Source organism: Microbacterium sp. zg.Y909 (genome assembly GCF_024626565.1).
Genome location: NZ_JANJFJ010000002.1, coordinates 1 through 22492 on the forward strand (window position 1 = coordinate 1; position 22492 = coordinate 22492).

General features: G+C 68.4%; 18 protein-coding genes. 9 read left to right on the forward strand and 9 right to left on the reverse strand.

The window, feature by feature from the left end; genetic code table 11:
• The first annotated feature begins 384 nt into the window (after window positions 1-384).
• A complete protein-coding gene (locus tag NQ160_RS00035) occupies window positions 385-1875 on the forward strand; it encodes a sugar transferase (protein WP_257513174.1) in 1491 nt (496 codons plus the stop codon).
• A 1-nt stretch (window position 1876) separates the two neighbouring features.
• The gene (locus NQ160_RS00040; RefSeq protein ID WP_257513175.1) at window positions 1877-2749 is read left to right on the forward strand and encodes a WecB/TagA/CpsF family glycosyltransferase; all 873 of its coding nucleotides are present in this window, start codon (window positions 1877-1879) and stop codon (window positions 2747-2749) included.
• Window positions 2750-2824: 75 nt separating this feature from the next.
• Here NQ160_RS00040 and NQ160_RS00045 read toward each other — a convergent pair whose 3' ends face one another.
• Complete coding sequence (locus NQ160_RS00045) at window positions 2825-3241, reverse strand: VanZ family protein (protein WP_257513176.1); 417 nt, start codon at window positions 3239-3241, stop codon at window positions 2825-2827.
• A 62-nt stretch (window positions 3242-3303) separates the two neighbouring features.
• On the opposite strand from NQ160_RS00045, the gene NQ160_RS00050 reads away from it, so the two are divergent.
• The 5 genes from NQ160_RS00050 to NQ160_RS00070 all read left to right on the forward strand — a co-directional run bounded on the left by NQ160_RS00050 (window position 3304) and on the right by NQ160_RS00070 (window position 11160).
• Window positions 3304-5115 carry a glycosyltransferase family 2 protein gene (locus NQ160_RS00050; RefSeq protein WP_257513177.1) on the forward strand — a complete coding sequence of 604 codons (1812 nt, stop codon included), beginning with the start codon at window positions 3304-3306 and terminating at the stop codon, window positions 5113-5115.
• Window positions 5116-5300: 185 nt separating this feature from the next.
• The gene (locus NQ160_RS00055) at window positions 5301-7643 is read left to right on the forward strand and encodes a DUF4082 domain-containing protein (RefSeq protein ID WP_257513178.1); all 2343 of its coding nucleotides are present in this window, start codon (window positions 5301-5303) and stop codon (window positions 7641-7643) included.
• A gap of 60 nt (window positions 7644-7703) precedes the next feature.
• Window positions 7704-8939, forward strand: a complete 1236-nt coding sequence (epsE, locus tag NQ160_RS00060; RefSeq protein ID WP_257513179.1) for an exopolysaccharide biosynthesis GT4 family glycosyltransferase EpsE — start codon at window positions 7704-7706, stop codon at window positions 8937-8939.
• Window positions 8936-10342, forward strand: coding sequence for an O-antigen ligase family protein (locus NQ160_RS00065; protein ID WP_257513180.1), 1407 nt, complete (start codon window positions 8936-8938; stop codon window positions 10340-10342). The genes epsE and NQ160_RS00065 overlap by 4 nt, the downstream gene beginning before the upstream one ends.
• A gap of 8 nt (window positions 10343-10350) precedes the next feature.
• A complete protein-coding gene (locus NQ160_RS00070) occupies window positions 10351-11160 on the forward strand; it encodes a chain-length determining protein (protein WP_257513181.1) in 810 nt (269 codons plus the stop codon).
• Here NQ160_RS00070 and NQ160_RS00075 read toward each other — a convergent pair.
• Window positions 11157-12074 carry a DUF6492 family protein gene (locus tag NQ160_RS00075; protein WP_257513182.1) on the reverse strand — a complete coding sequence of 306 codons (918 nt, stop codon included), beginning with the start codon at window positions 12072-12074 and terminating at the stop codon, window positions 11157-11159. The genes NQ160_RS00070 and NQ160_RS00075 overlap by 4 nt on opposite strands.
• A 248-nt stretch (window positions 12075-12322) precedes the next feature.
• On the opposite strand from NQ160_RS00075, the gene NQ160_RS00080 reads away from it, so the two are divergent.
• Together NQ160_RS00080 and NQ160_RS00085 are read left to right on the forward strand one after the other, a co-directional pair.
• On the forward strand, window positions 12323-13552 hold the full coding sequence (locus tag NQ160_RS00080; protein ID WP_257513183.1) for a glycosyltransferase family 1 protein: 1230 nt from the start codon (window positions 12323-12325) through the stop codon (window positions 13550-13552).
• Between the two features lie 61 nt (window positions 13553-13613).
• A complete protein-coding gene (locus NQ160_RS00085) occupies window positions 13614-14651 on the forward strand; it encodes a glycosyltransferase family 2 protein (RefSeq protein WP_257513184.1) in 1038 nt (345 codons plus the stop codon).
• Here the strand turns inward: NQ160_RS00085 and NQ160_RS24795 are convergent, their stop codons facing one another.
• From NQ160_RS24795 to NQ160_RS00120, 7 genes are read right to left on the reverse strand one after another with little or no spacing between them, the layout of a single operon-like run.
• Window positions 14652-16079 carry an oligosaccharide flippase family protein gene (locus tag NQ160_RS24795; RefSeq protein ID WP_257513185.1) on the reverse strand — a complete coding sequence of 476 codons (1428 nt, stop codon included), beginning with the start codon at window positions 16077-16079 and terminating at the stop codon, window positions 14652-14654.
• The gene (locus NQ160_RS00095) at window positions 16072-17307 is read right to left on the reverse strand and encodes a glycosyltransferase family 4 protein (protein WP_257513186.1); all 1236 of its coding nucleotides are present in this window, start codon (window positions 17305-17307) and stop codon (window positions 16072-16074) included. The genes NQ160_RS24795 and NQ160_RS00095 overlap by 8 nt, the downstream gene beginning before the upstream one ends.
• 14 nt (window positions 17308-17321) lie before the next feature.
• Entirely contained in the window at window positions 17322-18446 is a 1125-nt protein-coding gene (locus NQ160_RS00100; protein ID WP_257513187.1) for a DegT/DnrJ/EryC1/StrS family aminotransferase, read from the reverse strand.
• Entirely contained in the window at window positions 18443-19069 is a 627-nt protein-coding gene (locus NQ160_RS00105; RefSeq protein WP_257513188.1) for a NeuD/PglB/VioB family sugar acetyltransferase, read from the reverse strand. The genes NQ160_RS00100 and NQ160_RS00105 overlap by 4 nt, the downstream gene beginning before the upstream one ends.
• A complete protein-coding gene (locus NQ160_RS00110) occupies window positions 19066-20211 on the reverse strand; it encodes a DegT/DnrJ/EryC1/StrS family aminotransferase (RefSeq protein WP_257513189.1) in 1146 nt (381 codons plus the stop codon). The genes NQ160_RS00105 and NQ160_RS00110 overlap by 4 nt, the downstream gene beginning before the upstream one ends.
• Window positions 20208-21206 carry an NAD-dependent epimerase/dehydratase family protein gene (locus tag NQ160_RS00115; RefSeq protein ID WP_257513190.1) on the reverse strand — a complete coding sequence of 333 codons (999 nt, stop codon included), beginning with the start codon at window positions 21204-21206 and terminating at the stop codon, window positions 20208-20210. Before NQ160_RS00115 ends, NQ160_RS00110 begins: the two co-directional genes overlap by 4 nt.
• Window positions 21203-22264 (reverse strand): Gfo/Idh/MocA family protein, encoded by a 1062-nt coding sequence (locus tag NQ160_RS00120; RefSeq protein WP_257513191.1) that lies wholly within the window; start codon window positions 22262-22264, stop codon window positions 21203-21205. Before NQ160_RS00120 ends, NQ160_RS00115 begins: the two co-directional genes overlap by 4 nt.
• Between the last annotated feature and the right edge of the window lie 228 nt (window positions 22265-22492).

Below are 22492 nucleotides of genomic sequence, written 5' to 3' on the forward strand. Positions count from 1 at the left end.
TTTGGGCCCGGGGGCCCCGGGGGGGGGCGTGGGGCCGGGGGCGGCAGACGCCCCCGCCACAACGTGTTTGTGGGGGACTCCGACGATTGAGGGTTCCCCTGCCCGCAGGCCTGTGCGATACTCAACCGACGCCGGCCACCGAAAGGGGGCGGCGGGTTGCCGAGGGGTCGGCATCCCGCTTCAGTCCGATGGGGAGTCGGACTGCGACAGAAGCGGCGTCTCTTTGGGGAAGTACGGGTTTCGGCCCGAGCTTGGGGACGCGGGTTTCGACCCGCCTTTTGGGGACACCGGGGAAACGTTCATGGGGAGACGGTCCTGCCCGACCGCGCGCTGCCGCGCGTTCGGGCCATCACATCACGCACGACTCGACGTCGGAATTCCGCGATGAGCGTCGCGGCGCTGCCTTTCGAGACCGAGGCGAGCGTCCACGCCCCTCGTGTTCAGCCGCTCTTGGAGCAGCGGCTGGCATGGTTGCGCAGGCGACGGGCGTGGATGGGGACGGTGGATGCCGCGGTGATCGTCGCGGCGTCCGCAGCGACCGTCGCCACGGAGTTGGGCGCGGCGGCGGGAGACCCGGCCGCATCGTCCCCCACGCAGATCGTGGCGGCGGGCGTCGTGGTGGCGGCGACGTGGGCCATCGCGCTTCTCGCGCTGCGGCGCGCGGCATACCGGCACGGCAGCGGCCAGCGATTGGAGCTGCTCCCCGTGATCCACGCGGCGGCGATCGGCCTCGCCGCGCTCGCGCTGATCGCCGGCACGACCGGGTGGCCGGTGCTGTCCCCGCATGTCGCGGTCACCCTGCCGATCGGCGTGGCCGCCCTCGTGGCCGCCCGGGCGGGTCGGCAGATCTGGCGCTCCCACGGCCGGCTGGGCCCGGCGATGGCGCCGCGCGCCCTCATCGTGGGCGACCACGTGAGCATCGAGCACACCATCCGCTCACTGAGCCATGACGGTCGACTGCGGCACAACGTCGTGGGCATCGTTCTGGGCGACGAGGGCGTGACCGAGGTCCTCGTCGATGACCGGGCCTACCCCGTGCTCGGCGCACCGGGAGAGGCGGCCCGGATCGCGCGCGAGTTGTGCGTCGACACGGTGATCGTCGCCGGCGGCACGGACGACCCCGACTTCGTGCGCCGGCTCAGCTGGAGCCTGGAGGGTGCGGCCACCGATCTGGTGCTCGCCACCCGGCTGACCGACGTGGCACGCTCGCGCATCGGGTTCGAGCGCACCGATGGTCTCGCGCTCACCCACGTCAGCCTGGCCCGCTTCGACCGTTCGAGCATGCGCACCAAGCGCGTCCTCGACGTGGTCGTCGCGCTCGTCGCGCTCATCCCGATCGCGTTGATCACGCCGATCATCGCCCTGCTGATCACCACGGACACTCCAGGGGGTGTGCTCTTCCGGCAGCGGCGGATCGGGCGCGACGGGCGCGAATTCGACATCCTCAAGTTCCGCACCATGCGCACCACCGCCGAGGCGGAGCTGGCGCATCTGGAGGCAGGCAACGAGGGCGCGGGGCCGATGTTCAAGCTCCGGCACGACCCCCGGGTCACGCGCGTCGGCACCCTGCTGCGGCGGTATTCGCTCGACGAGCTGCCGCAGTTCTGGAACGTGCTCATGGGCGAGATGAGCGTCGTGGGGCCGCGGCCGCCGTTGCCCCGTGAGGTGCAGGACTACGACGGCACGGTCTTCCGTCGCCTCTACGTGCAGCCCGGCATCACCGGACTCTGGCAGGTGAGCGGTCGCAGCGACCTCACGTGGGACCAGAGCGTGCGCCTGGACCTGCACTATGTCGAGAACTGGTCGGTCGCGACCGACGTGCGCATCATCCTGCGCACCGCATCGGCGATGGTGCGTCCGAAAGGGGCGTACTGACATGCCGTCGACGGGCACCCCGCCCGCCACGCCCCCAGAACGACGCGATCCCGGCAACGAGATCTCCGCTGCGCGCGGGCTCGGCCCCGTCATGACGGACGTGCCGACGGCCACGGTGGCCGGCGTCCCCGTGCACCTGGTCGACGAGCGGCAGGCCCGCAGCATCATCATCGACGCGGCGCGACTCAAAGATGCTCCCCTCGGCGTCAGCTCGGTCAACATCGACCACATCCATCACACGCTGGACGGCTCCTACGACGTGCCGAGTCCGGGTTTGCAGTGGCTGAACCTGATCGATGGACTGCCGATCGCACACCAGGCGTGGCGCATGACCGGCGTGCGGTATCCGCGCCTCGCGGGGAGCGACCTCGCGAGCGGCGTCATCGACGACTCCGCGGCCGCGCACCTCTGTCTCGGGGTGCTCGGCGGCTCGCCCGCAGCCGCGCCCGCCCTGCGGGAGAGCCTGGCCCGCGACTGGCCGACGCTGCAGTTCGGAGGTCACTGGTCACCGACACGCGAGACGCTGTCGGATCGCGGTGCATGCGAAGGCCTGGCCGCGGAGGCGGCCTCCGCCGGTGTCGACGTCCTGCTGGTCTGCCTCGGCAAGCCCCGTCAGGAACGGTGGATCGCGGAGTACGGCGCCCTGACCGGAGCCGGCGTGCTCCTGGCCTTCGGGGCCGTTGTCGACTTCCTCGGTGGCCGGGTCTCACGCGCACCGCGCTGGGTCTCGGCGACCGGGATGGAATGGATGTGGCGGCTCATGCTTGAGCCAAGACGACTGGCGCACCGGTACCTCATCGAGGGACCACCGGCCTATGTGGCCGTGCGTCGGTCGGACTCCTCCCCCAGAGGGCATGGGCCGTCCACGCGATGAGTGTCCGTCCGGTCTCGATGAGATCGGACGGACACTCATCGACCGCCGCCGCGGTGCGCAGCACCGCGGCGGCGGTCACTCTCGTGAAGGTCGGCGATGCGCGCGCAGGTGCCAAAGCCACGCCACTGCCGCACCGATCACCGCCCCCGCAGCGTTCGCGAGGATGTCGCGAACGCTGGCCGTCCGCGAGGGAAGCACGAGCTGCGCCAGCTCCGCCGCGGCAGACAACGCCACAGCGGCGGCAGCGCCCCACAACGGGCGACGAAGCCACAGCGTCGTGAGGAAGCCCAGCGGCGCGAAGAGGAGGATGTTCGCGGAGAATTCGATCCAGCCGTATCCGAACCAGCTCGCTCCGATGCCGCCGTGGAGCCAATCGCCCAGCGTGTGGACGATCGCCCCACACGAGACAGGCGCCAGGAGAATCACGGCCGCTCGGACGAGGTACGCGGCCAGGGCCACCCCCACCCATCGACGACGAACCGTGCGCCCCATGGTGTCCTCCTGGCACGCGCCCGCGAGCGCCGTCCCATGACGACCGCCGCAGGCCGCCGCTGATGGCCGCCGACAACTACAGCGAGCGCTTCGTCCCCGCCGAAGGCGAGGCGCAGCTCGCCGTGCTCATCGTGACCTACAACAACGCACAAGAGGTGGACAGCCTCCTGGAGTCGCTGCGCACCGAGGCCGCCTCCACCCCTATGCGTGTGGTGGTGGCGGACAACTGCTCGTCGGATGCCACGATGTCCGTCCTGGCCCGACACGATGATGTCGTCACAGTGAGCACCGGGGGGAACCTCGGCTACGCCGGCGGCATCAATATCGCTGCCCTGTACGCCGGCGCCGTCGAGCATCTCCTGATCCTGAATCCCGATCTCCGTGTGCGGCCCGGCGCCGTGCGGTCCCTGCTCGATGTGATGCGAGAGCGTCCGGATGCGGGCATCGTCGCGCCGCGGATCATCGGCGATGACGGGCGCGTCGCACCCTCGCTGTTCAACGAGCCCCGCGTTCTGCGCGCCTTCTGCGACGCCGTCCTGGGGCGCATCTGGCCCGGCAGGCCGACAGTGCTCACGGAGTGGATCAGGCGAACGGATGCCTACACGCGCCGCCGCGACGTCGACTGGGCGACCGGAGCGGCGTTCCTGGTCCGCGCATCGGCGGCCAGGACCGTCGGAGAGTGGGATGAGCAGTTCTTCCTCTACTCCGAGGAGACCGACTTCTGCCGTCGGATGCGCGACGCGGGGCATGCGGTCGTCTTCGACCCGACCGCGGTCGTCGTCCACAGCCAGGGCAGGTCAGGCGCGTCGGCGGCCCTCGATGCCCTGCTCGACGTCAACCGCGTGCGGTACATGCGCAAACACGCGCCGTACCGCGCCGAGGCGTACCGTCGGGTGGTCATGCTGGGGGCTGCGCTGCGGAGTGGGAAGTCGGATGCACACCGCGCCGTCTATCACACCCTCCGCGATGAGCGGAGCTGGCAGGCACTGCCCCGCGGCAACTGGCAGGGCACGGCAGGCGTGCCCGTCGCGTCCGTCATCGTGCCGGCTCACAACGAATCGGCGGTCATCGAACGCACGCTGCGCGGTCTCGCCGACGTTTCCATCGCAGGCTCGCTCGATATCCACGTCATCTGCAATGGGTGCAGCGACGACACCGCACTCCGAGCGGGCTCCGTACCCGGGGTCCGGGTGACCACCCTCGACGTGGCATCCAAGACCGCCGCCATCAACGAAGGCGCGAGAACGGCAGCTGCAGCACCGCGGATCGTACTCGACGCGGACATCGATCTCCCCTCGGCAGCGATACCCGGCCTGCTGCGTGCATTGCAGAGACCAGGCGTCTACGCCGGGAGACCGCCTTTCCACTACGACACTCTCGACTCCGGATCTCTGGTGCGCGCCTACTACCGCGCACGGTCGCGCATTCCCGCGCTGTCCGGCGCACTCTGGGGGGCCGGCATCTACGCGCTGACGGGAGCCGGCATCGACCGCGTGGGCTGCCTTCCGAACGTGACCGCCGATGACTTCTATGTCGATGCCCTTTTCACGTCGGGAGAGAAGGCCATCCCCCTGAGCCCTCCGGTGCGCGTGAGGACGCCGCTCACGACCGGGGCTCTCCTCGCTGTCCTCACCCGCAGCAGGCGCGGCGTGTCCGCCCTCGGCCACGATGCCGGACCGCACACCCTGGCATCGGTGCTGCGAACGATCAGAGGCCCACGCAGTCTGACCGATGCGGCCGTCTTCATCATCCTGACCGGCCTCGGTCGCCGTCGCGCCAGCCAGTCGGTCGGTGTCACGCGGTGGGAGCGTGACGACTCGCGACGCAGCGGCGGGGAAACGCCTTCGGAAGGGGTGGGACTTCCGGGGGGATGAGAAGTGTCTCACCGGCTCCGAGGGCGACGGGCGCACGCTTAAACTACTTTCACTCGCACGGATCCGTGCGACGCAGTCCCCGCGACGGGGGTTCCCCTATGAATATGACATCGTCGTCCCGCGCGAGCGCAGCACGGCTCGGGCGTGCGGCCCGTGGTGCCGCCTCGCTAACGGCGGCGGTGGCCATGACCTTCGGCCTCATGTCCTCTTCCGGCGCCAGTCTCGACGGCACCTCGGAGCCTGGCCAGCCGACCGAGGTCTCTGCGGTCGGCCACTCGGAAAGCCAGGAAAGCCCGGAACGGCCTGCCGAACTTGCGCCTGCGGCCGCAGTGGAAGTCCGACCGCGCTCCATCCTCGCCGACACCGCCGAACCCGCGATCCCCGTAGCAGCGGACACACGACCGGTCGAACTCGGGATGCGGTTCTCCCCGACCGATTCGGTAACAGCCGTGGCGATCCGCTTCTACAAGACCACAGCCAACGAGGGTCCGCACACGGGGTCGCTCTGGTCATCCGAGGGAACCCTCCTCGCCCGGGTGGCCTTCGCCCCCGCAGCGCGCGAGGGCTGGCAGTCAGCGTCGCTGACCGCTCCTGTGTCCCTGATCGCGGGGCAGGAGTATGTCGTCTCTTACACCGCCACTTCCGGCGCGTACTCGGCGGACACCGAGTACTTCGTGCAACCTCGCACGGTCGACGGCATCCGCCTGCCGCAGGGCGCCGGCGTCTATACGTATGACGCCGGGGGCTTTCCTGCGTCGTCCTATCGCTCTGCGAACTACTTCGTCGATGTGACCTTCGTCGCCTCGGCGCACGCGGGCACGGACGAACAGGTCCCCGACCCGGCACCGCCCTCCCCCGCAGCGCCAACGGGCACGTCTGCGCTGGAGGAGACCCCATCGACCGAAGCGGAGGATCCGGACACCGGATCCGTCGAACTGGGCATGCGATTCTCCCCGAGGGTCGAGGGGGCGATCACCGGCATCCGTTTCTTCAAGACTCCCGGCAACTCCGGACCGCATCGCGGAACACTCTGGGATGCGGACGGCTACGCGTTGGCCCGGGTCGACTTCGGTGAGACGTCCACGGAAGGCTGGCAGCAGGCTCAACTGTCGTCCCCCGTCCAGGTGACGCCCGGAGAAGACTACGTCGTCTCCTATTTCGCCCCACATGGCCGCTATGCCGCCGCGGAGCACTTCTTCGACCGCGGATTCGATAGCCATTACCTCTCGCTGCCCGCGGGAGCCGGCGTCTACGCGTACGGCCCGGGTGGCTTCCCCACGGAGAACCACGAGAACTCCGTCTATTATGTCGACGTCCTCTTCGTGCCGACCAGCACGCCTTCCCTGCCGCCGGTCGCCCCGCCGGCACCGGATGACTCGTTGCTGGACCTGCCGCGCGAGGCCTGGTGGGGCGGTCCGCAGTACTACAGCGCGTTCCCCCAGGCGAACGCCTCGGGGTGGGATGAGGAATCCTTCTTCCCCATCGCGGTCTTCTTCGGCAAGCCAGCACATGCCGCGGCTCTGGCCGCCGTCGGCGTGAACACCTATCTGGGCGCGGAGCACGACGGATCACCGATATCCGACGTGACGGAAAACGGTATATCGGTCATCGCCCAGGCCGAATGGTCCAGTCAAGAGGTGGGTACGGACTCGCGGGTGGTCGGATGGCACGTCTCCGACGAGTGCGACATGGGGCTGAGTGGATGCGACAGCCCTCTCGGCGAGCTGGGCGGTCTCGCCATCCAGCGCGCCTATGTCGAAGGACTCCGGGCGAAGGGCGACGGCAGGTTCCTCCAGGCGAACTTCGGCAATGGCGCGCTTGGCACCTACTGGTCACCGACCACCATGGACGATCATGTCGCGTTGATGGATGTCACAAGCGTCGACAAGTACGCCTATACGAGCCCACACGTTCAGTCCCTCCTGCGTGGAACCCCCAGCTGGCCGAGCGATCGGAACCCAGCGTCCGCGTCTGCCTACGGATGGCAGCAGGATCGCATGGAGTCATTCATGTCGCCCATCGCCTCGAAGCCGAACTGGGCATTCGTCGAGTCCGCCCGCCCCTATCTGACCGAGGAAGGAGCTCGCACGATCTCCGTCGCGCAGATCGAGGGCGCCGTCTGGAATGCGATCATCCACGGCGCAGCAGGAATCGCCTACTTCCAGCACAACAACGACGGCGCGTGCGGCAACTACTCACTGGTCGAGTGCTCCACCGCGCTTCGCGACGGCGTAGCGGCCATCAACGCGGACGTGGCTGATCTCGCCCCCGTGATCAACTCCCCGAGCTATGAGTGGGCGTTCGGCAGTGCCTTGGACACAGCCCTGAAAGCACACGGCGGGTCGGCCTACATCTTCGCGATGACCGACGGCGGAACGGGTGAACGGACATTCGTCCTGCCACCCGGGGTCACGGGGACGATCGAGGTCGTCGGCGAGAATCGACAGATTCGGGTTTCTGACGGGCTCTTCAGCGACCACTTCGAAGCTGAGTACTCACACCACACCTATCGCATAAGTCTGAGTTAGCCGTATTGTTCGAGGTGGGGCGGGACTCCGGGGGGAGTCTCGATCTCACGTTCTCTGGGGGTGGACGTGAAGCTGGGTTATCTTGTGCCGGAGTTTCCCGGCCAGACTCATGCGTTCTTCTGGCGCGAAGTGCAGGAGTTGGAACTCGCCGGCGCGGAAGTCACTCTACTGTCGACGCGACCACCGGTCAGCGCGATCGCGTCCCACGCCTGGGGCACCGAGGCCCGGGCACGAACGGCCTACCTGGCGGCCCCGGGCTTGTCGGAGTGTCTCAGCGCCCTCGCGCTACTCTCCCGTTCCGTCCTGTCGTCCCGGTTCAGCGCTGCGCTGCGCGCGCTCGCGCCGCCCCCCCGCTCGCCGGTCGCCACAGTGCGCACAATCGCCGCGGCCGCCGTCCTAGCTGCGCACGCTCGTCGCGGCGGATGGAGCCACGTGCATGTGCACTCCTGTGCAGGTTCCGCCGACGTCGCACTCGCCGCACGTCTGCTCTTCAGCCTGACGTACAGCCTGACTCTGCACGGGCCGCTCAGCGACTACGGGCCACGACAAGTCGAGAAATGGTCGCATGCCGCCTTCGGACTGATCATCACCGAGACGCTCACCCTCGCAACTCGCGAGACGCTCGGTTCCGCGCTTCCGGAACGGCTGGCTGTAGCCCCCATGGGAGTCCGCGTGTCGGACATGCAACGGGGACGGATGTACACGCCGTGGGCAGGAGAGGGAACCTTCGAGATCTTCAGCTGCGGTCGATTGAACCCTGCAAAGGGACATGACGCCTTGATCACCGCGATCAAGCGATTGCATGAGATGAAGATCCCCGCAAGGCTCGTCATCGCCGGCGAGGACGAGCAGGGCGGCAATGGATATCGGCGAGGGCTCGAGGCGCTGATCACGCAGTTGGATCTCGACGATCACGTCGAACTCCTCGGCGCCGTCGATGAGGCGACCGTTCGAGATCGCCTGACGAGAGCACATGTCTTCGCTCTCGCGAGCCATGGCGAACCGCTCGGCGTCGCGATCATGGAGGCGATGGCGATGTCCGTTCCCGTCGTCGTCGGCGACGGGGGCGGTGTGCGGGAGCTGGTGGCCGAAGGGACCGGCCTGCTCGTCCACCCCGACGTCCAGGCGCTGGCGAACGCACTCCACGCGCTGGCCCGCGACCCGCAATCTGCCGCAGCTCTCTCGGTTGCGGGGCGCGCCCACGTCATCGGGCGTTTCGACAGCAGGAATGGCGCCAACACCCTTCTCCAGCACGTCCGACTCACCTTGTCGGACCCAACAGATTCCACGCCATGACGCGCGACGTTGCGAAAGCCCGGGCCTCCCGCTCATCGGCGCCGGCCAGCGCGCCATCGCGTTCCGCTTTCAATCCCGCCGTCGGTCCCGCCGGCGACGTCCCTCTCCTCCTGCGCTTCACGGCCTTCTCCCTGTTCTTCTTCCCATCGAGCATGGTGATCGACGTCCTCGGCGCGGCCGGAACCGTCCCCATGATCCTGAGCTGCCTTCTCCTCGTGTTCTGGCTCTGCTCGTGGGCCTGGGGCCTCCACCATCCGCTCGAGGCGAGGCACCCGGGCAGGCTCGCCGGATTCTTCCTCCTGGTCGGCATCTCCATCTCGTACGTCGCCCTGTACGGGGGCTGGTCAGGAGCCAGCACGGCCACAGGACTCGCCGCCGCCGACCGTTGGCTCATCCTCGTAGCGGCGAGCCTCGGGCTGATCCTCGTTGCCGGCGACTCCGTCCGCACCATGGCGGACGCACTTCAGCTTCTCCGCTGGCTGCTCGGCGGCGCATTCTTCTGCTGCGTCGTCGGCCTCGTTCAGTTCGTTCTCCATGTGAACCCCATGGCGTGGATCCAAATGGGCATGCCCGGATTCACCTACAACGGCGGAGACACGGCGATCCAGGCCCGCGGCAACCTCATGCGCGTGGCGGGCAGTACGTTTCACTCGATCGAATTCGCGGTCGTCAGCGCGATGCTGACCCCGCTCTCCATCTGGCGGGCGATGTACGACCCGCGCGGCAGGCCGTGGTTCCACTGGCTGCAGACCTCGCTGCTCGTGTTCGCCGTCGCTGCCACAGTCTCGCGTTCGGGGATACTGGGCGCCGCCGTCGCATTGGCTGTCTTCGTGCCGTTCATGCCTCCGAGGGCGCGCCGCGGTGTTCTCGTGACGCTGCCGATTGCCGTGGTTCTGCTCTTCCTCACTATTCCGGGGTTCGTCGCCACGCTCAGTGCGACGCTGCTCGCCGACGAGTCGGATCCCTCCATCGCCACCCGCACGAACAACTATCCGCGCGTCATGCGGATGCTCGATGCTCGCCCGCTGTTCGGCGTCGGACCCGGCAACTACACCGCGCGCGGCGCGCTCGAGATCCTCGATAACCAGTATCTGAATTCCGCCGTCAGCCTCGGGCTGATCGGACTGGCCTGCATCGTCATCTATCTCTGGTTTCCTGCACTCACTGCCGTCGACGCCGCGCGGCGCGCGAGCAGCGGGCCGCTGAAGAGCCTTGCTGCGGCCTGCGGCGCCGGGCTGGCTGCCGCCGCCGTATGTTCGGTCACCTTCGACTCGCTCTCGTTTCCTGTATTCGCCCTCTGCTACCCGCTGCTCGTCGGGCTGGCCGGCGGCGTCTGGCAGATGACACGGAGCGAGAACCGTTCACTGTCCCTGTCCGCCGGATCCCCCTTGAGCACGGAGTAGCAAAGCCTATGGACCCTCTCGCCGTCATCCGCACGATCTGGCAACAGAAGTGGTACGCGCTGCCTGCACTCATCCTCGCTATCGCCGCGGCGGCATTCGTCTATCTCGAGGGTCCCCGCGTGTACGAGTCGGGACAGGCTTATGCGCTCGCCAATCCCCAGACGCCAACCGAGAAGCAGATCGACGCCGACCCTTCGCTTCTGGAACTCAATGCAGACAATCCCTACCTGCGTTCGTCGGACCCCAACCTCATCGCCAACGTGCTCATCACCAGGCTGAACTCCCAGGAGACGGCCGAGCGCCTCGCATCCTCGGGGCTGACGGGCGAGTACGCGGTGACGCCCGGATCCATGGGCGGCGGCCTTGCGATCTCCATCGCAGCGTCGGGCGACTCACCTGAGCAGGCCATGACCGCCGCCGAGGAACTGGGGACGCTGCTCCGCTCGTATCTGCATGAGGTTCAGACCGTCAACGGAGCGGACGAGCGGTACCTCTTCACCGCTTTGGTCGTATCCGACGTCAGCACGCCGACCGAGAAGATCTCGAGCAGGCTACGTGCAGTGATCGTCGTCGGCGTCGTCGGCGTCGCCTTCCTCTTCGGCGCGGTCTCTCTCGGGAAATGGACGGAGGTTCGGCGGCTCAGAGCGGGCGGGCTGCCACGTAGACGGGGCGCCGGGCGCGAACCCGAATGCTCTGACGCCGTCGACGACAGCGCCATGCCGAAGCCCGCCACGACGTCCGTCGACGTCCTCTCGCCTCACAAGCCGGTCGCCGCGAGGCCGGCCCAGAATCGCCGCTCACGCGGACCTCGCGCCTAGTCGTCGCGTTCGCTCGACCGCGGGGCGATCCGGTCGATCGCCGCCCTCCGGGCTGCCATCTCCGTGCCGGACTTCGCCGACACCATGACCGCGATGTCGGTGGGGTGGAGACGGCCGAGCAGGGCCGAGAGTTCGTCCTCGCCGAGCGTCGTCTCGTCCGAGACGCTCAGGCAGTGCATGTCTTCCACCAGGACGAGGCCCTCTTCTCGCGCACGTACCCGCTCGCGGAAAACGCCGTAAAGCACCATCTCCGAAAAATGCACCTCCCGCGAGATCGCGGTCATCCAGTCGACACCCGCTACTGCCGCGACTCGCTCCAGTAGCGCGCGCACGACGGAGGGTTCCCACAAGCTGGGCCACGAGATGTAGTCGGGACGCCTCGCATCCGCTCTCCCCGCCAATCCCAGCATCCGATGCGCGACGTCATCCCAGAGGATGTGCCGCGCCATCGACGGAGTCACTGCACCAGGGAGCCGATAAAGCGGGGCGCGATCCTCCACGAGAAAGGACTGCAGCGAGAACGGCCGAACGAACTCGATGTCGGAGTCCACCACGAGCACCGCATCGGCGTCGCTACGCGCCACGCTCGCCAGCTTGATGATCTGCTGTGCGATCCAGCCCCGCACGGGAGGAAACGGATGCCTCAGGTTCAACCACATGTTCAGACCTGGCAAGCCGACGAAGTTGCGGGGCAGCATGGACCTGGTGCTCACGATCGTTGCTCCGCTGTCACCCAGCGCCGCGAACCGATGGAGGTCGCTGGGCGGCACGACGATCGTGTGCGTCACTCCCGCTGGCCCGTATGCGAGCCGGCTGCGCACCAGCTCACGGCACAGCTCGAAATCGCGCGCGTAGCTGGGAGTAACGATCTCGAAGGTCTTGTGCATCGTCCCCGATTTCCTCTGGGCGGCCACGTTCGCTGTATCGTCCCACGACGCGTGGTTTCGCGTATCTGCTTTCGCACAGCCCGGCGGAGATTGCTCGGCGCGCGCCACGATTCCCTGTTTCCTTCACAAACCCCGTCGGGTAAAGTCCCCTCAACGGTCGCCATGCGTAGGGGCGCCTTCGCCACGGGCAAACGGCGGTAGGCGACGTTGTGCGGCCGACGGGGGAACGTGGGGTGCGGCTTTCGCCGCCATCCCGCAGGTCTGGGGATGTGTGCATGGGGAACACGAGCGCGCTCGGTCGAATTCTGCGGACCGCGCGAAAGGCTGCGGGCAAATCGCCGCGCGAGGTGGCACAGCACGCGGTGAGTCGGCTCGCGGCCCGGGTCGACATCGCGGCGCTGTCGTTCCCGCTTCTGCCGGAGGACGTGGCCGACTCCGCAGCACCGCGTGACGCGGGAACTCCGTGGCATCCGTCGGGAGCATCGCGTCCCCGGGTTGCCTGGCTGGCGTTCCCGCCTGGAGCGGGCTCAGGCGGGCACACGACGATGTTCCGCATGATGGAAGCGTGCCGCTCAGCCGGATACGACAACACGCTCGTCCTATACGACCGCTACGGCGGCGACGTGGCCGGCAGGATAGACGTCGTCCGGTCGGCCTGGCCGTGGTTGCAGTGCGATGTCGAGTCGCTGACCGCGGATCTCGCCGGGTTCGATGCGGTGATCGCCTCGTCGTGGCCTACGGCTCATGTCGCGGCGCGACGCGGACTCACCGGCCAACCCTCCCTCTACTTCATTCAGGACTACGAGCCTTACTTCTACCCGCGCGGCAGCGAATACTCCCTCGCTGAGGACAGCTACCGCCTGGGATTGCGCCCCATCGCACTCGGCCAGATGGTTGGCGACAGTCTTGAGCGCGAACTGGGCGTGTCGAGCGACCGCATCCCGTTCGGCTGTGACCGCGACATTTACCACCGGATCGCGCCGCCCCGAGCACGGCGCGGCATCGTCTTCTACGCCAAACGCCATAATGACCGGCGCGGGTACATGCTGGCGATGTTGGCGCTCCGCGAATTCCATCGGATGAATCCCGACGAGCCGATCCACGTATACGGTGACGCACCCCGCGACCTGGGCGTGCCGGTGACCGCACATGGCAACCTCGCGCCGGACCAGCTAAACGAGCTCTACAACTCCGTGGTCACCGGACTGGCCCTGTCATTCACGAACATCTCCCTCGTCGCCGAGGAGATGCGCCTGGCCGGTGTCATCCCGATCGTGAACGACTCGCTGTTGGCCCGTGCCGACCTCCCCGGGCCGCATGTGGGATGGGCGCCACCCACACCACACGCACTTGCTGCCGCATTGACGACAGCGATCCAACGGGCACGAGTGAGCGATGAATCAGCAGCCATCGCCGAGAGCGTCCGCACGAAGAGCTGGGACGCCACCGGTGCGGAGTTCGCCAAACTTCTCACCCAGACGCTGGCGGACACACATGCTCGCTGACCCCGGCGGCGTTCGGCGAATCCTCCGCGCCGCGCCTCTCGAACCGACTCGCACCCCGAAGGTGAGCGTGGTCATCCCCTGCTACAACTACGCCGCCTTTATCACCGATGCGATTGATAGCGCCCGCACGCAGACGGCGGTGTCGGTGGACATCATTGTCGTCGACGATTACTCAAGCGATGACAGCGCCGAAGTCGTCGCCGCGATCGTTGCCCGCGACCCTCGCGTACGACTCATCCGCCACGACCGTAACCAGGGTCCGGTGCGGACGTTCAACGACGGGCTCGCGCTCGCCCGTGGTGACTTCATCGTGCGCCTCGATGCCGACGACCTGCTCACCCCGGGATCGCTCGGCCGCGCTGCCGCCGTCGCCGAGGCGTTTCCCTCCGTCGGGCTGGTGTACGGTCATCCGCTGCACTTCACCGGGGACGAACTGCCGCGCCCACGACTGGCGGTCACTCGGTGGGTGATCTGGCCCGGGCGTTACTGGCTGGAGCAGCGGTGCCGCACCGGCGTCAACGTCATCACCTCGCCAGAGGTGCTGATGCGTCGAGCGGTCGTGGACCGCGTGGGCGGCCAACGCGACCTCCCACACACGCACGACATGGAGATGTGGCTGCGGATCGCTAGTGTGTCCGATGTCGCCTATATCGAGGGCGCCGATCAGGCGTGGCATCGTGAGCACGGACTCAGCCTGTCCCAGTCATTGACGCCGGGGTTCGGTGACCTACAAGATCGGCGTGACGCGTTTACGACGCTGTTCGAGTGGACTGAACCACGCATGGCGGACACCGAACGTCTGCGAGCCGCCGCGCAGCGTGCGCTGGCCGACGAGTCGTTGCGCGCGGTCGTGCATCAGTACGACCGCGGAAGGGTGGACAAGGAACTCCAAGCCCGCCTGCTGGCCTTCGCCGAAGGAGCTCCCGTAGGCGGCAAACCGTTGCCGCACGCTGCTGAGGCCGCCCGACTCATCGCCCGAGGCCCACGCCGCCCCGCCCCGTGGCAGGTGGCGCGCGCTGCGAGTCGGCGCTTGCGCGCCCGAGCGGAGTACGCCCGGTGGCACCGACACGGGGTGTTCACCCGCGACAGGCGATCCTGATCACCCGGTAGCGGCAGTCGTCCGCGTGCGCCGCCAGATGCGGCACAACCACGGCCCCGCGCACAGTGCGTAAATGGCGACTGCGGCGCTACCCCCGATGAGAAGCGCTCCCAGCGGCGACGGGAGAAGCAGGCTGAGGATGTAGGCGGCAGCGATCGCCGGGCACGCCGCCGCGGTCGGCCACAACGCCGCCCGCAACAGCGGCGCGACGGCGACTCCGCTCCCCCGCAACGCAAGGAGATACCCGGGCAGGATCACGACCACCGCGACCAGCACGTGCGCCCACGCCGCGCCGATGATCCCCCACGCGCTGACTGCCACGTACACGGCCACGACGAGTACGACCAGCCACACGATCTGGATCCACAGGACAGGTCGCGACCGGCCGCGTGCGTAGAGAAACCCGGCAAAAACGTCGAACACGACACGCAGGCTGCCGTAGACGCCGAGTGCTGCGAGCACCGGCGCGGCAGGCAGCCACTTCTCGCCGTACACAATTCCGATTACCGGCGCGCTGAGGACGGCCAGCACTCCCCCAGCTGGTAGGGCAAGGGCCCATGCCAGCGCCGTCACCGTATCCAAGGCATTGCTGTCCCTGCCTGCCCGAGCGAAGTAGGGAAGCGCAATGGAGCGCACCATCTGCGACAGGGCGCTCATCGGCCAGCTCGAGATGTTGAAAGCCAGGACGTAGTAGCCGAGTGCTGTGACGCCCGCCGCACGCGCGAGAATGATGTTGTCAGCGTTCAAGACCGTCCACGACAGCAAGTTGGCGGCCGCGATGGGCACACCGAAAGCGAGCACGGGTCGGATGACAGAACGATCGATCGCGAAACGGGGCTTCACCTTCGCCAGGAGGAACTGCAGCACTGCGGAGACGACCTGCGCTGCGACGCGTCCGATCGCCAGCCCGAGCACGCCGAAGCCGGCAAACACGAGCGCAAGCGTGATTGTCGTCGACACAATAAAATCTACGCCGGCGATAAGGAACAACTCGCGCTGCTGAAACCGTCGCTGCAACATCGCGTACGGCACAACAGTCGCGCCCCCCAGCACCAGTGTGAACGAGAGCACGGCGATCGCCGGTGCCGCTTGCGGACTGCCGAGCACTTCCGCCAATCCCCCGCTCGCCAGCAGGGCCGCAACGGTGAGGACGCTCCCGCTAAACAACCCTAGAGAGGCGACAGTCGGAGCGATCCGATCCGGGTCCTCTGATCGGATGAGGTCCGCCGACAACCCAAGGTCGGCAACCGTTATGAGGATCGCCTGTACCGTCAGCGCGATCGCGTACACGCCGAACTGCTCAGGGGTCAGGATGCGAGCGAGGATGATTCCTACGGCGAGGCCGCTCAGTCGCAACGTGATCGATCCCAGACCGCTCCAGACCGCGCCACGGGCGGCTAGCGATCCGACCTGGGTGGCGTCAGCCACGACGACCACTCGCCCATCGGTAGAGGCGGCGAAGCAGCGGCAGCCTTACGGCGACGCGGAAACGCGCGTATCGCGCGAGCGCATACGACACCGCGAACGCCTGTTCCCGGCGACTTCGGGGAGTTCGCAGCTCTTCGAAATATGTCGCCTCGAGCATGCGGGCGGCTTGGTCGATCGCGAACCGGGTCAACACGAGTTCGCGACCGAAACGGCCAAGCACTTCTCGCTGGTGCTGGTCCCGCATCAGCTCAGCCACGAGTTGCTCGAACGGCGCAGCGCCCGAGGGGCCGTTTCCGAAGAACCCCTGCATCAGGAACCGATCGACCGAACGAGGCGTCAGCGTCTCCCAGAAGCCATCCGCTCCCTGAACGATGAGTGGCCGTGCATGGGACATCGCCCGTAGCGCCGAGCCACCCATGCCGAAGATCACATCGGCGGCCGCATATATCGGCCGTGGGTCGTCAACGTTTCCCTCTACTCGCACGGTGAGCATTGGATTCCGCGTCGAAGCGGCCGCTTCTCTCACCTCGGCCTCTTCATCACCGGTCCCCGCGACGACCAGGGTGACCGCCGATGACAGGTCGCTCTGATCGAGCCGTTGGATCGCACGGATCACTCCGCGCGCCTTCTCGTGCTCCTTTGAGAGCCGGCCGACGACTCCCACCACGAATTGGTCGGGTGCGATGTTCAGGTCCGCGCGCGCCGCCGCCGCATCCCTCGGGCTGTCGTAGTCGGTGTCGACTGGCGGCTCCAGGAGCTGCACGGGTCCGGATCGCGCCGATTGCGCGTGTAAGAGCGCCGTCGTCCCCACGAGGAGCGGCACATTCTCGGGGATGAAGTCCGGCACGTCCATCGAGAGCATGGTCGCCACAGAGCGGTGCGTTGAGATCGATGAGACCGCAGCTGATGCGATCGCCGGCGACGACTCGTAGGTGTGCACGATGTCAGGCGCGAATCGGTGAATCTCTCGTGCAAGTGCGAACAAGGCACGTACGCGCAGTGCCCGCGCTTTATGCGGGGGCGCTGCGCGATAGGGCAGCCCGTGTCCTTCGATCCTTTGGACGAGCGGTCCAGGCGGTGCGTAGATCCGCACAGTGTGGCCTCGATCGCGCATCCGTGCGGCCAGATCGATGGCGTTGATCTGACTACCTCCAACGATCAGCTCGTGCGGACAAACCAGCACCCGAAGGTGCTGAGCCACGCGGTCGGCGCCTCCAACGGAGTCCATCCTTGTGTCGATCACTAGCCTGTTGCCGAGAACCGCAATACTGCGGTGACCCGCTCCTGCTGCTGCGCGGTCAGATGAGGGAACATCGGCAACGAGAGGATGCGGTCGGCCGCGGCCTCAGCCACCGGGAGCTGGCCCCTGCGTCCGCCCAGATGCGCGTACGCCTCGGTCAGGTGCACCGGCGTCGGGTAGTGGATGGCGGTGCCGATGCCCGCCGCGCCCAGGTCCGCCATGACACGGTCACGGTCATCTACGCGCACGACGTACAGGTGCCAGACGTCGGCGTTGCCCGGCCGCCCCTCGGGGAGGCGGATCCCGTCGAGCCCGCCCAGCAGGCCGGCGTACCGTTCGGCGGCCGCGCGCCGGGCGGCGTTCCAGTCCTCGAGCCGGCGCAGCTTCGCCCGCAGCACGCTGGCCTGCACGGCATCCAGTCGGGCGTTGACCCCGATGTGGTCGTGCACGTACTTGACCGAGCTGCCGTGGGCACCGAGGGTGCGCACGAGCGCGGCGATGCTGTCATCGTCGGTCATCACCGCGCCGGCATCACCGGCGGCGCCCAGGTTCTTGCCCGGGTAGAAGCTCGTCGCCGCGACGTGGCCGAGCGCACCGGCGCGTCCGGACGGACCCGACGCGCCCTGCGACTGCGCGGCATCCTCGACGACCGCCAGGCCGTGGCGCCGGGCGAGGGCCGTAATGAGGCCCATGGGCGCGGTCTGCCCGAACAGGTGGACCGGTGCGATCGCCCGGGTGCGTGACGTGATCGCCGCCTCGACGGCGTCCGGGTCGATGAGCAGATACTCGTCGTCGACGTCGACGAACACTGGCACCGCGCCGATGCGCGATGCCGCCTCTGCCGTGGCGATGAACGTGTTGGCCGGCATGATGATCTCATCGCCGGGCTGGATGCCGACGGCGCGGTATGCCAGCTCGAGCGCGTCCGTGCCGTTGGATACCCCGACGACGTGTCGCACGCCGATGTAATCGGCGTACTCCCGCTCGAACGCCGCGACCTCGGGCCCGCCGACGAATGACGCGGATTCGAGCTGCGCCTGCCAGACGGGCATCACCTCGTCGACGATCTCCGCCTGCTGCGCGGCGAGGTCGAGGAACGGCACCGATTCGGTGAGCGTGGCGGTCATGCGGGGACTCCCAGAGGTCGTGCGGGCACACCTGCCCAGGTCTCGGTCGCAGGGACGTCGGCGAGCACGACGGCTCCCATCCCCACGGTGGCGTCTGCCCCGATGGCGACGCCCTGACGGATCGAGGCGTTCATCCCGATGTAGGCCCCCTCACCGACCCGCACGCCTCCGCCGAGGGCGACCCCCGCGGCCAGCGTCGCACCGTCGTCGAGGACGTCGTCGTGGGTGATGACGCAGTTCGGCATGACGACGACGTGTCGGCCGATGACGGCGTCGGCCGTGACGACCACGCCGTCGAGCAGGATCGATCCCGCACCGACGACGCTGGTCGCGCCGATCCGCGCGGACGGCGCGGCGAACGTCGCGAAGCGGTGGTGCGCCACCCCCGCATCGGAGAGGCGCCGCACCACGCGCCGACGCGCGGCGCCGGGGCCGATGCACACGAGCAGTCGCTCCTCCCGGTGGACCGCCGCGTCGACGGCCCCGATGACCGGCACACCACCGACCTCGGTGCCCAGGAGCGAACGGTCGTCGTCGAGGATGCCGGCGACCCCCGCGATCCCCGCTGCCAGCACCTCGCGGGCCAGCCCACCGGCACCGATCAGCAGCACCCCGGCGATCATGCCGGCACCCCGACGGGTGCGCGCAGCACCGAGATGATGCGGGCCTGATCGTCGGCGCTCAGCGTGTGGTAGAGCGGCAGGATGAGCGTGCTGTCGGTGAGCCGGTCGGTCGCCGGCAGCCCGTTCGCGGGCACCAGGTGCCGATAGGGAGGCTGCCGGTGCGAGGCCATGATGCCTCGCCGGGCCGAGATGTCCGCCTCGGCGAGGGCAGTGAGCAGACCGTCGCGGTCGACCGGGTAGTCCTCGAGCACCTCAACCCAGAACGACTGCACATTGCCGGTCCCGTATGCGGGGTCCGCCACCGGGCGCAGGCCCGGGATCCCACGGATCGCGGCGCGGTAGCCCGCCGCGAGCTCCCGGCGGCGCTTCACGATGCGCGGCAGACGCCGCAGCTGCACGAGTCCGACGGCGGCCTGCAGGTCGGTCATGCGGTAGTTGTAGCCGACCTCGCTGTACTCCTCGGCCGGGGGCAGCACGGAGCCGTGACGGTCGGCGGCCGACACGCTCATCGCGTGTTCGCGCAGGTGCCGGGCGCGCTTGGCCCAGTCCCCTCGCCGCGTGGTGAGCATGCCGCCCTCGCCCGTGGTGAGGAGCTTGCGCGGGTGGAATGACCAGGCCGCGATCTCGGCCCCGGCGCCCACCGGCCGCCCCTTGTACGTGGATCCGGCGCCGCACGCGGCATCCTCGATCACGATGATCCCGAGCGGATCGGTGGCCTCGCGCACGTCGTCGAGGTCAACCGGCACACCGCCCTGGTCGACCACGATGACCGCCTTCGTGGCCGACGTGATCGCCATGCGCAGCGTCTCACCGGTGACGTTGCCGGTGATCGGGTCGACGTCCGCGAACACCGGATGCGCTCCGACGTACCGCACCGCGTTGGTCGTCGCGATGAACGACAGCGACGGCACCACGACGTCGTCGCCCGGGCCGATGCCGGCGACGATGAGGGCCAGGTGCAGGGCGGTCGTGCAGCTCGTCGTCGCGACGGCGTAGCGGGCGTCCATGGCCTCGGCGAACTCCATCTCGAACTGCGCCACCCGCGGTCCCTGGGCGACCCAGCCGCTGGCGATGACCTCCGCCACCGCCTCAGCCTCCTCCTGGCCGAGCCAGGGCACCATCACATTGATCCGCTCGCTCATCGCGTCTGCACCGTCCGTCCGGTCGAGATCTCTTCACGCAGCGGCGCCCACCACTCGACGAGGCGCCGCAGGCCCTCCTCGATGCCGACGGTCGCCTCGAACTCGAGGTCGCGCCGGGCGGCCGTCGTGTCGGCCAGCCGCCGGACGACACCGTTCACGGCGCGGTCGGGCCCGTGCTCGACACCCAGGTGCTCGGCATCCATGACGCGCAGCAGCGCCTCGGCCAGCTGCAGCAGGCTCGTCTCCTGGCCGCTGGCGATGTTGTAGGTGCCCTCGACGATGTCGCTGCGGGCCGCCAGCACGTTCGCGCGGGCGATGTCGGGAACGCAGACGAAGTCCATCGTCTGCGCACCGTCGCCGAAGATCAGCGGCGGCCGGCCGTCGGCGATGCGCTCCATCCACCGCACCAGCACCTCGGTGTAGAGGCCGTGCACATCCATCCGCGGTCCGTAGACGTTGAAGTAGCGCAGGAGCACGTAGTCCAGCCCCGACATGGCACGGAAGCTGCGCACCAGTCCTTCGTTGAACGTCTTCGCGGCGCCGTACAGGGTGTCGTTGTTCTCGTGGTGGTGCCGCTCGCCGGTGGGGAAGGTCTCCGCCATGCCGTAGACCGACGCGCTGGATGCCGCGACGAGCTTGCCGACGCGGTGACGCGCGGCCGCCTCGACGACGTTGAACGTGCCGTCGACGAGTACCTCGAGCGCGAGCCGGGGCTCTTCGGCGCACTGGGTGATGCGGATCGCGGCCTGGTGGAAGACCACGTCCTTGCCGGCGGTGAGCTCGTCGACGAGCCCCGCGTCGCGGATGTCGCCCTCGATGAGCGACACCCGCCCCGTGGCGAGCGCGTCGTCGAGGTTCGCGAGGCGCCCGCGCACCAGGTTGTCGAGCACGTCGATGTGGGCGGCTCCTGCGGCGAGCAGCTCGTCCACCAGCGTGGAGCCGATCGTGCCGGCGCCGCCGGTGACCAGAATGCGGGAATCTTCCAGGCGGGTCATGCCGCCACCTCCTCGAGGTCGGCCGCGACCGGGCGCGGAGCACCGGCGGCCGCAAGGCTGGATGCGGCAGCGTCGAGCACCGACAGCACGCGCAGGCCCGCGGCGCCGCTCGTGCGGGCCGGGCGTCCTTCGCGGATGGCGGCGGCGAACTCCGACACCACGCCGCCCAGGGCTTCGCGCTCGGGAAGCGCCGGGGCCCAGGTGTCGCCGAGCCGGTACGAGATGTTCGCGGCCCGGGTGTCGGCGGAGGTCACCTTCGACAGGTTGTCGATGTCGACCCCGCGATCGTAGACGCTCAGCCGCTGCTGTGGGTTGAGGTCGTCCCAGACGAGGGTGCGCTTGGTTCCCCCGATGACCATCTGGCGGATCTTCGTCGGGCTCAGCCAGTTGACGTGCACGTGCGCCATCGCGCCGCACTCCAGCGGCATGGCGAGGTACCCGACGCAGGACTTGCCCGTCTGCAGCGGGTCGGAGCCGTGGGCCGATACCGAGGTCGCCGTGAGCCCGCCGGGAAGCACGAAGTCCATGATCGACAGATCGTGCGGGGCGAGGTCCCAGAACACGTCGACGTCGGGCTGGATGAGACCCAGGTTGATGCGCACGCTGTCGACGAACAGGATGTCGCCCAGTGCGCCGTCGGCGATGAGCTCGCGGATCTTCAGCACCGCCGGGGTGTAGCAGTAGGTGTGGTCGGCCATGAGCACGAGGCCCCGCTGCTCGGCCAGCCGCACCATCTCGACGCCGCGCTCCCGGGTGTCGGCGAGGGGCTTTTCCACCATCACGTGCTTGCCCGCCTCGAGCGCCGCCAGCACGATCGCGTGGTGGGTGCGGGCCGGCGTCGCGATGGCGATCGCGTCGACCTGCGGGTCGCTCAGCAGGGCGTCGAGGTCCGACGTGATCGGCACGCCGCCCACGCTGTCCGAGACGGAACGCGCGCGTTCGATGTCGAGGTCGCAGATCGCGACCAGTTCCCAATCCGATCCGGCGCGGAAGTTGCGCGCGAGGTTCGGCCCCCAATACCCGGCGCCGACGACGGCGACGTTCAACCGTTCAGACACGGTTCCCCCCGTTGTTCGTTCCCGCGGGCGCGCCGGCGTACACGCCGGCACCGGGGGCGAACCCGTGGATGCTGCGGTCCCCTGCGCACGCGAGCGCCGCCGCCGCGCGCCTGCGACGCGTGCGAGCCTGGACCGTCGACGCGTCGACGGCTCCCCCTGATATCCCCATGCATGTTCCCCAAACGGCCGTACGCCCATGCCGCGACGCAGCCATAGCCGGCGCAACTC

What these genes read in the sequence shown, in the direction of transcription:
- NQ160_RS00035 (WP_257513174.1), top strand. Translation starts at nt 385, where the DNA reads ATGAGCGTCGCGGCGCTGCCTTTCGAGACCGAGGCGAGCGTCCACGCC.
- NQ160_RS00040 (WP_257513175.1), top strand. Translation starts at nt 1,877, where the DNA reads ATGCCGTCGACGGGCACCCCGCCCGCCACGCCCCCAGAACGACGCGAT.
- NQ160_RS00045 (WP_257513176.1), bottom strand. Translation starts at nt 3,241, where the DNA reads ATGGGGCGCACGGTTCGTCGTCGATGGGTGGGGGTGGCCCTGGCCGCG.
- NQ160_RS00050 (WP_257513177.1), top strand. Translation starts at nt 3,304, where the DNA reads ATGGCCGCCGACAACTACAGCGAGCGCTTCGTCCCCGCCGAAGGCGAG.
- NQ160_RS00055 (WP_257513178.1), top strand. Translation starts at nt 5,301, where the DNA reads ATGACCTTCGGCCTCATGTCCTCTTCCGGCGCCAGTCTCGACGGCACC.
- NQ160_RS00065 (WP_257513180.1), top strand. Translation starts at nt 8,936, where the DNA reads ATGACGCGCGACGTTGCGAAAGCCCGGGCCTCCCGCTCATCGGCGCCG.
- NQ160_RS00070 (WP_257513181.1), top strand. Translation starts at nt 10,351, where the DNA reads ATGGACCCTCTCGCCGTCATCCGCACGATCTGGCAACAGAAGTGGTAC.
- NQ160_RS00080 (WP_257513183.1), top strand. Translation starts at nt 12,323, where the DNA reads ATGGGGAACACGAGCGCGCTCGGTCGAATTCTGCGGACCGCGCGAAAG.
- NQ160_RS00095 (WP_257513186.1), bottom strand. Translation starts at nt 17,307, where the DNA reads ATGGACTCCGTTGGAGGCGCCGACCGCGTGGCTCAGCACCTTCGGGTG.
- NQ160_RS00100 (WP_257513187.1), bottom strand. Translation starts at nt 18,446, where the DNA reads ATGACCGCCACGCTCACCGAATCGGTGCCGTTCCTCGACCTCGCCGCG.
- NQ160_RS00105 (WP_257513188.1), bottom strand. Translation starts at nt 19,069, where the DNA reads ATGATCGCCGGGGTGCTGCTGATCGGTGCCGGTGGGCTGGCCCGCGAG.
- NQ160_RS00110 (WP_257513189.1), bottom strand. Translation starts at nt 20,211, where the DNA reads ATGAGCGAGCGGATCAATGTGATGGTGCCCTGGCTCGGCCAGGAGGAG.
- NQ160_RS00115 (WP_257513190.1), bottom strand. Translation starts at nt 21,206, where the DNA reads ATGACCCGCCTGGAAGATTCCCGCATTCTGGTCACCGGCGGCGCCGGC.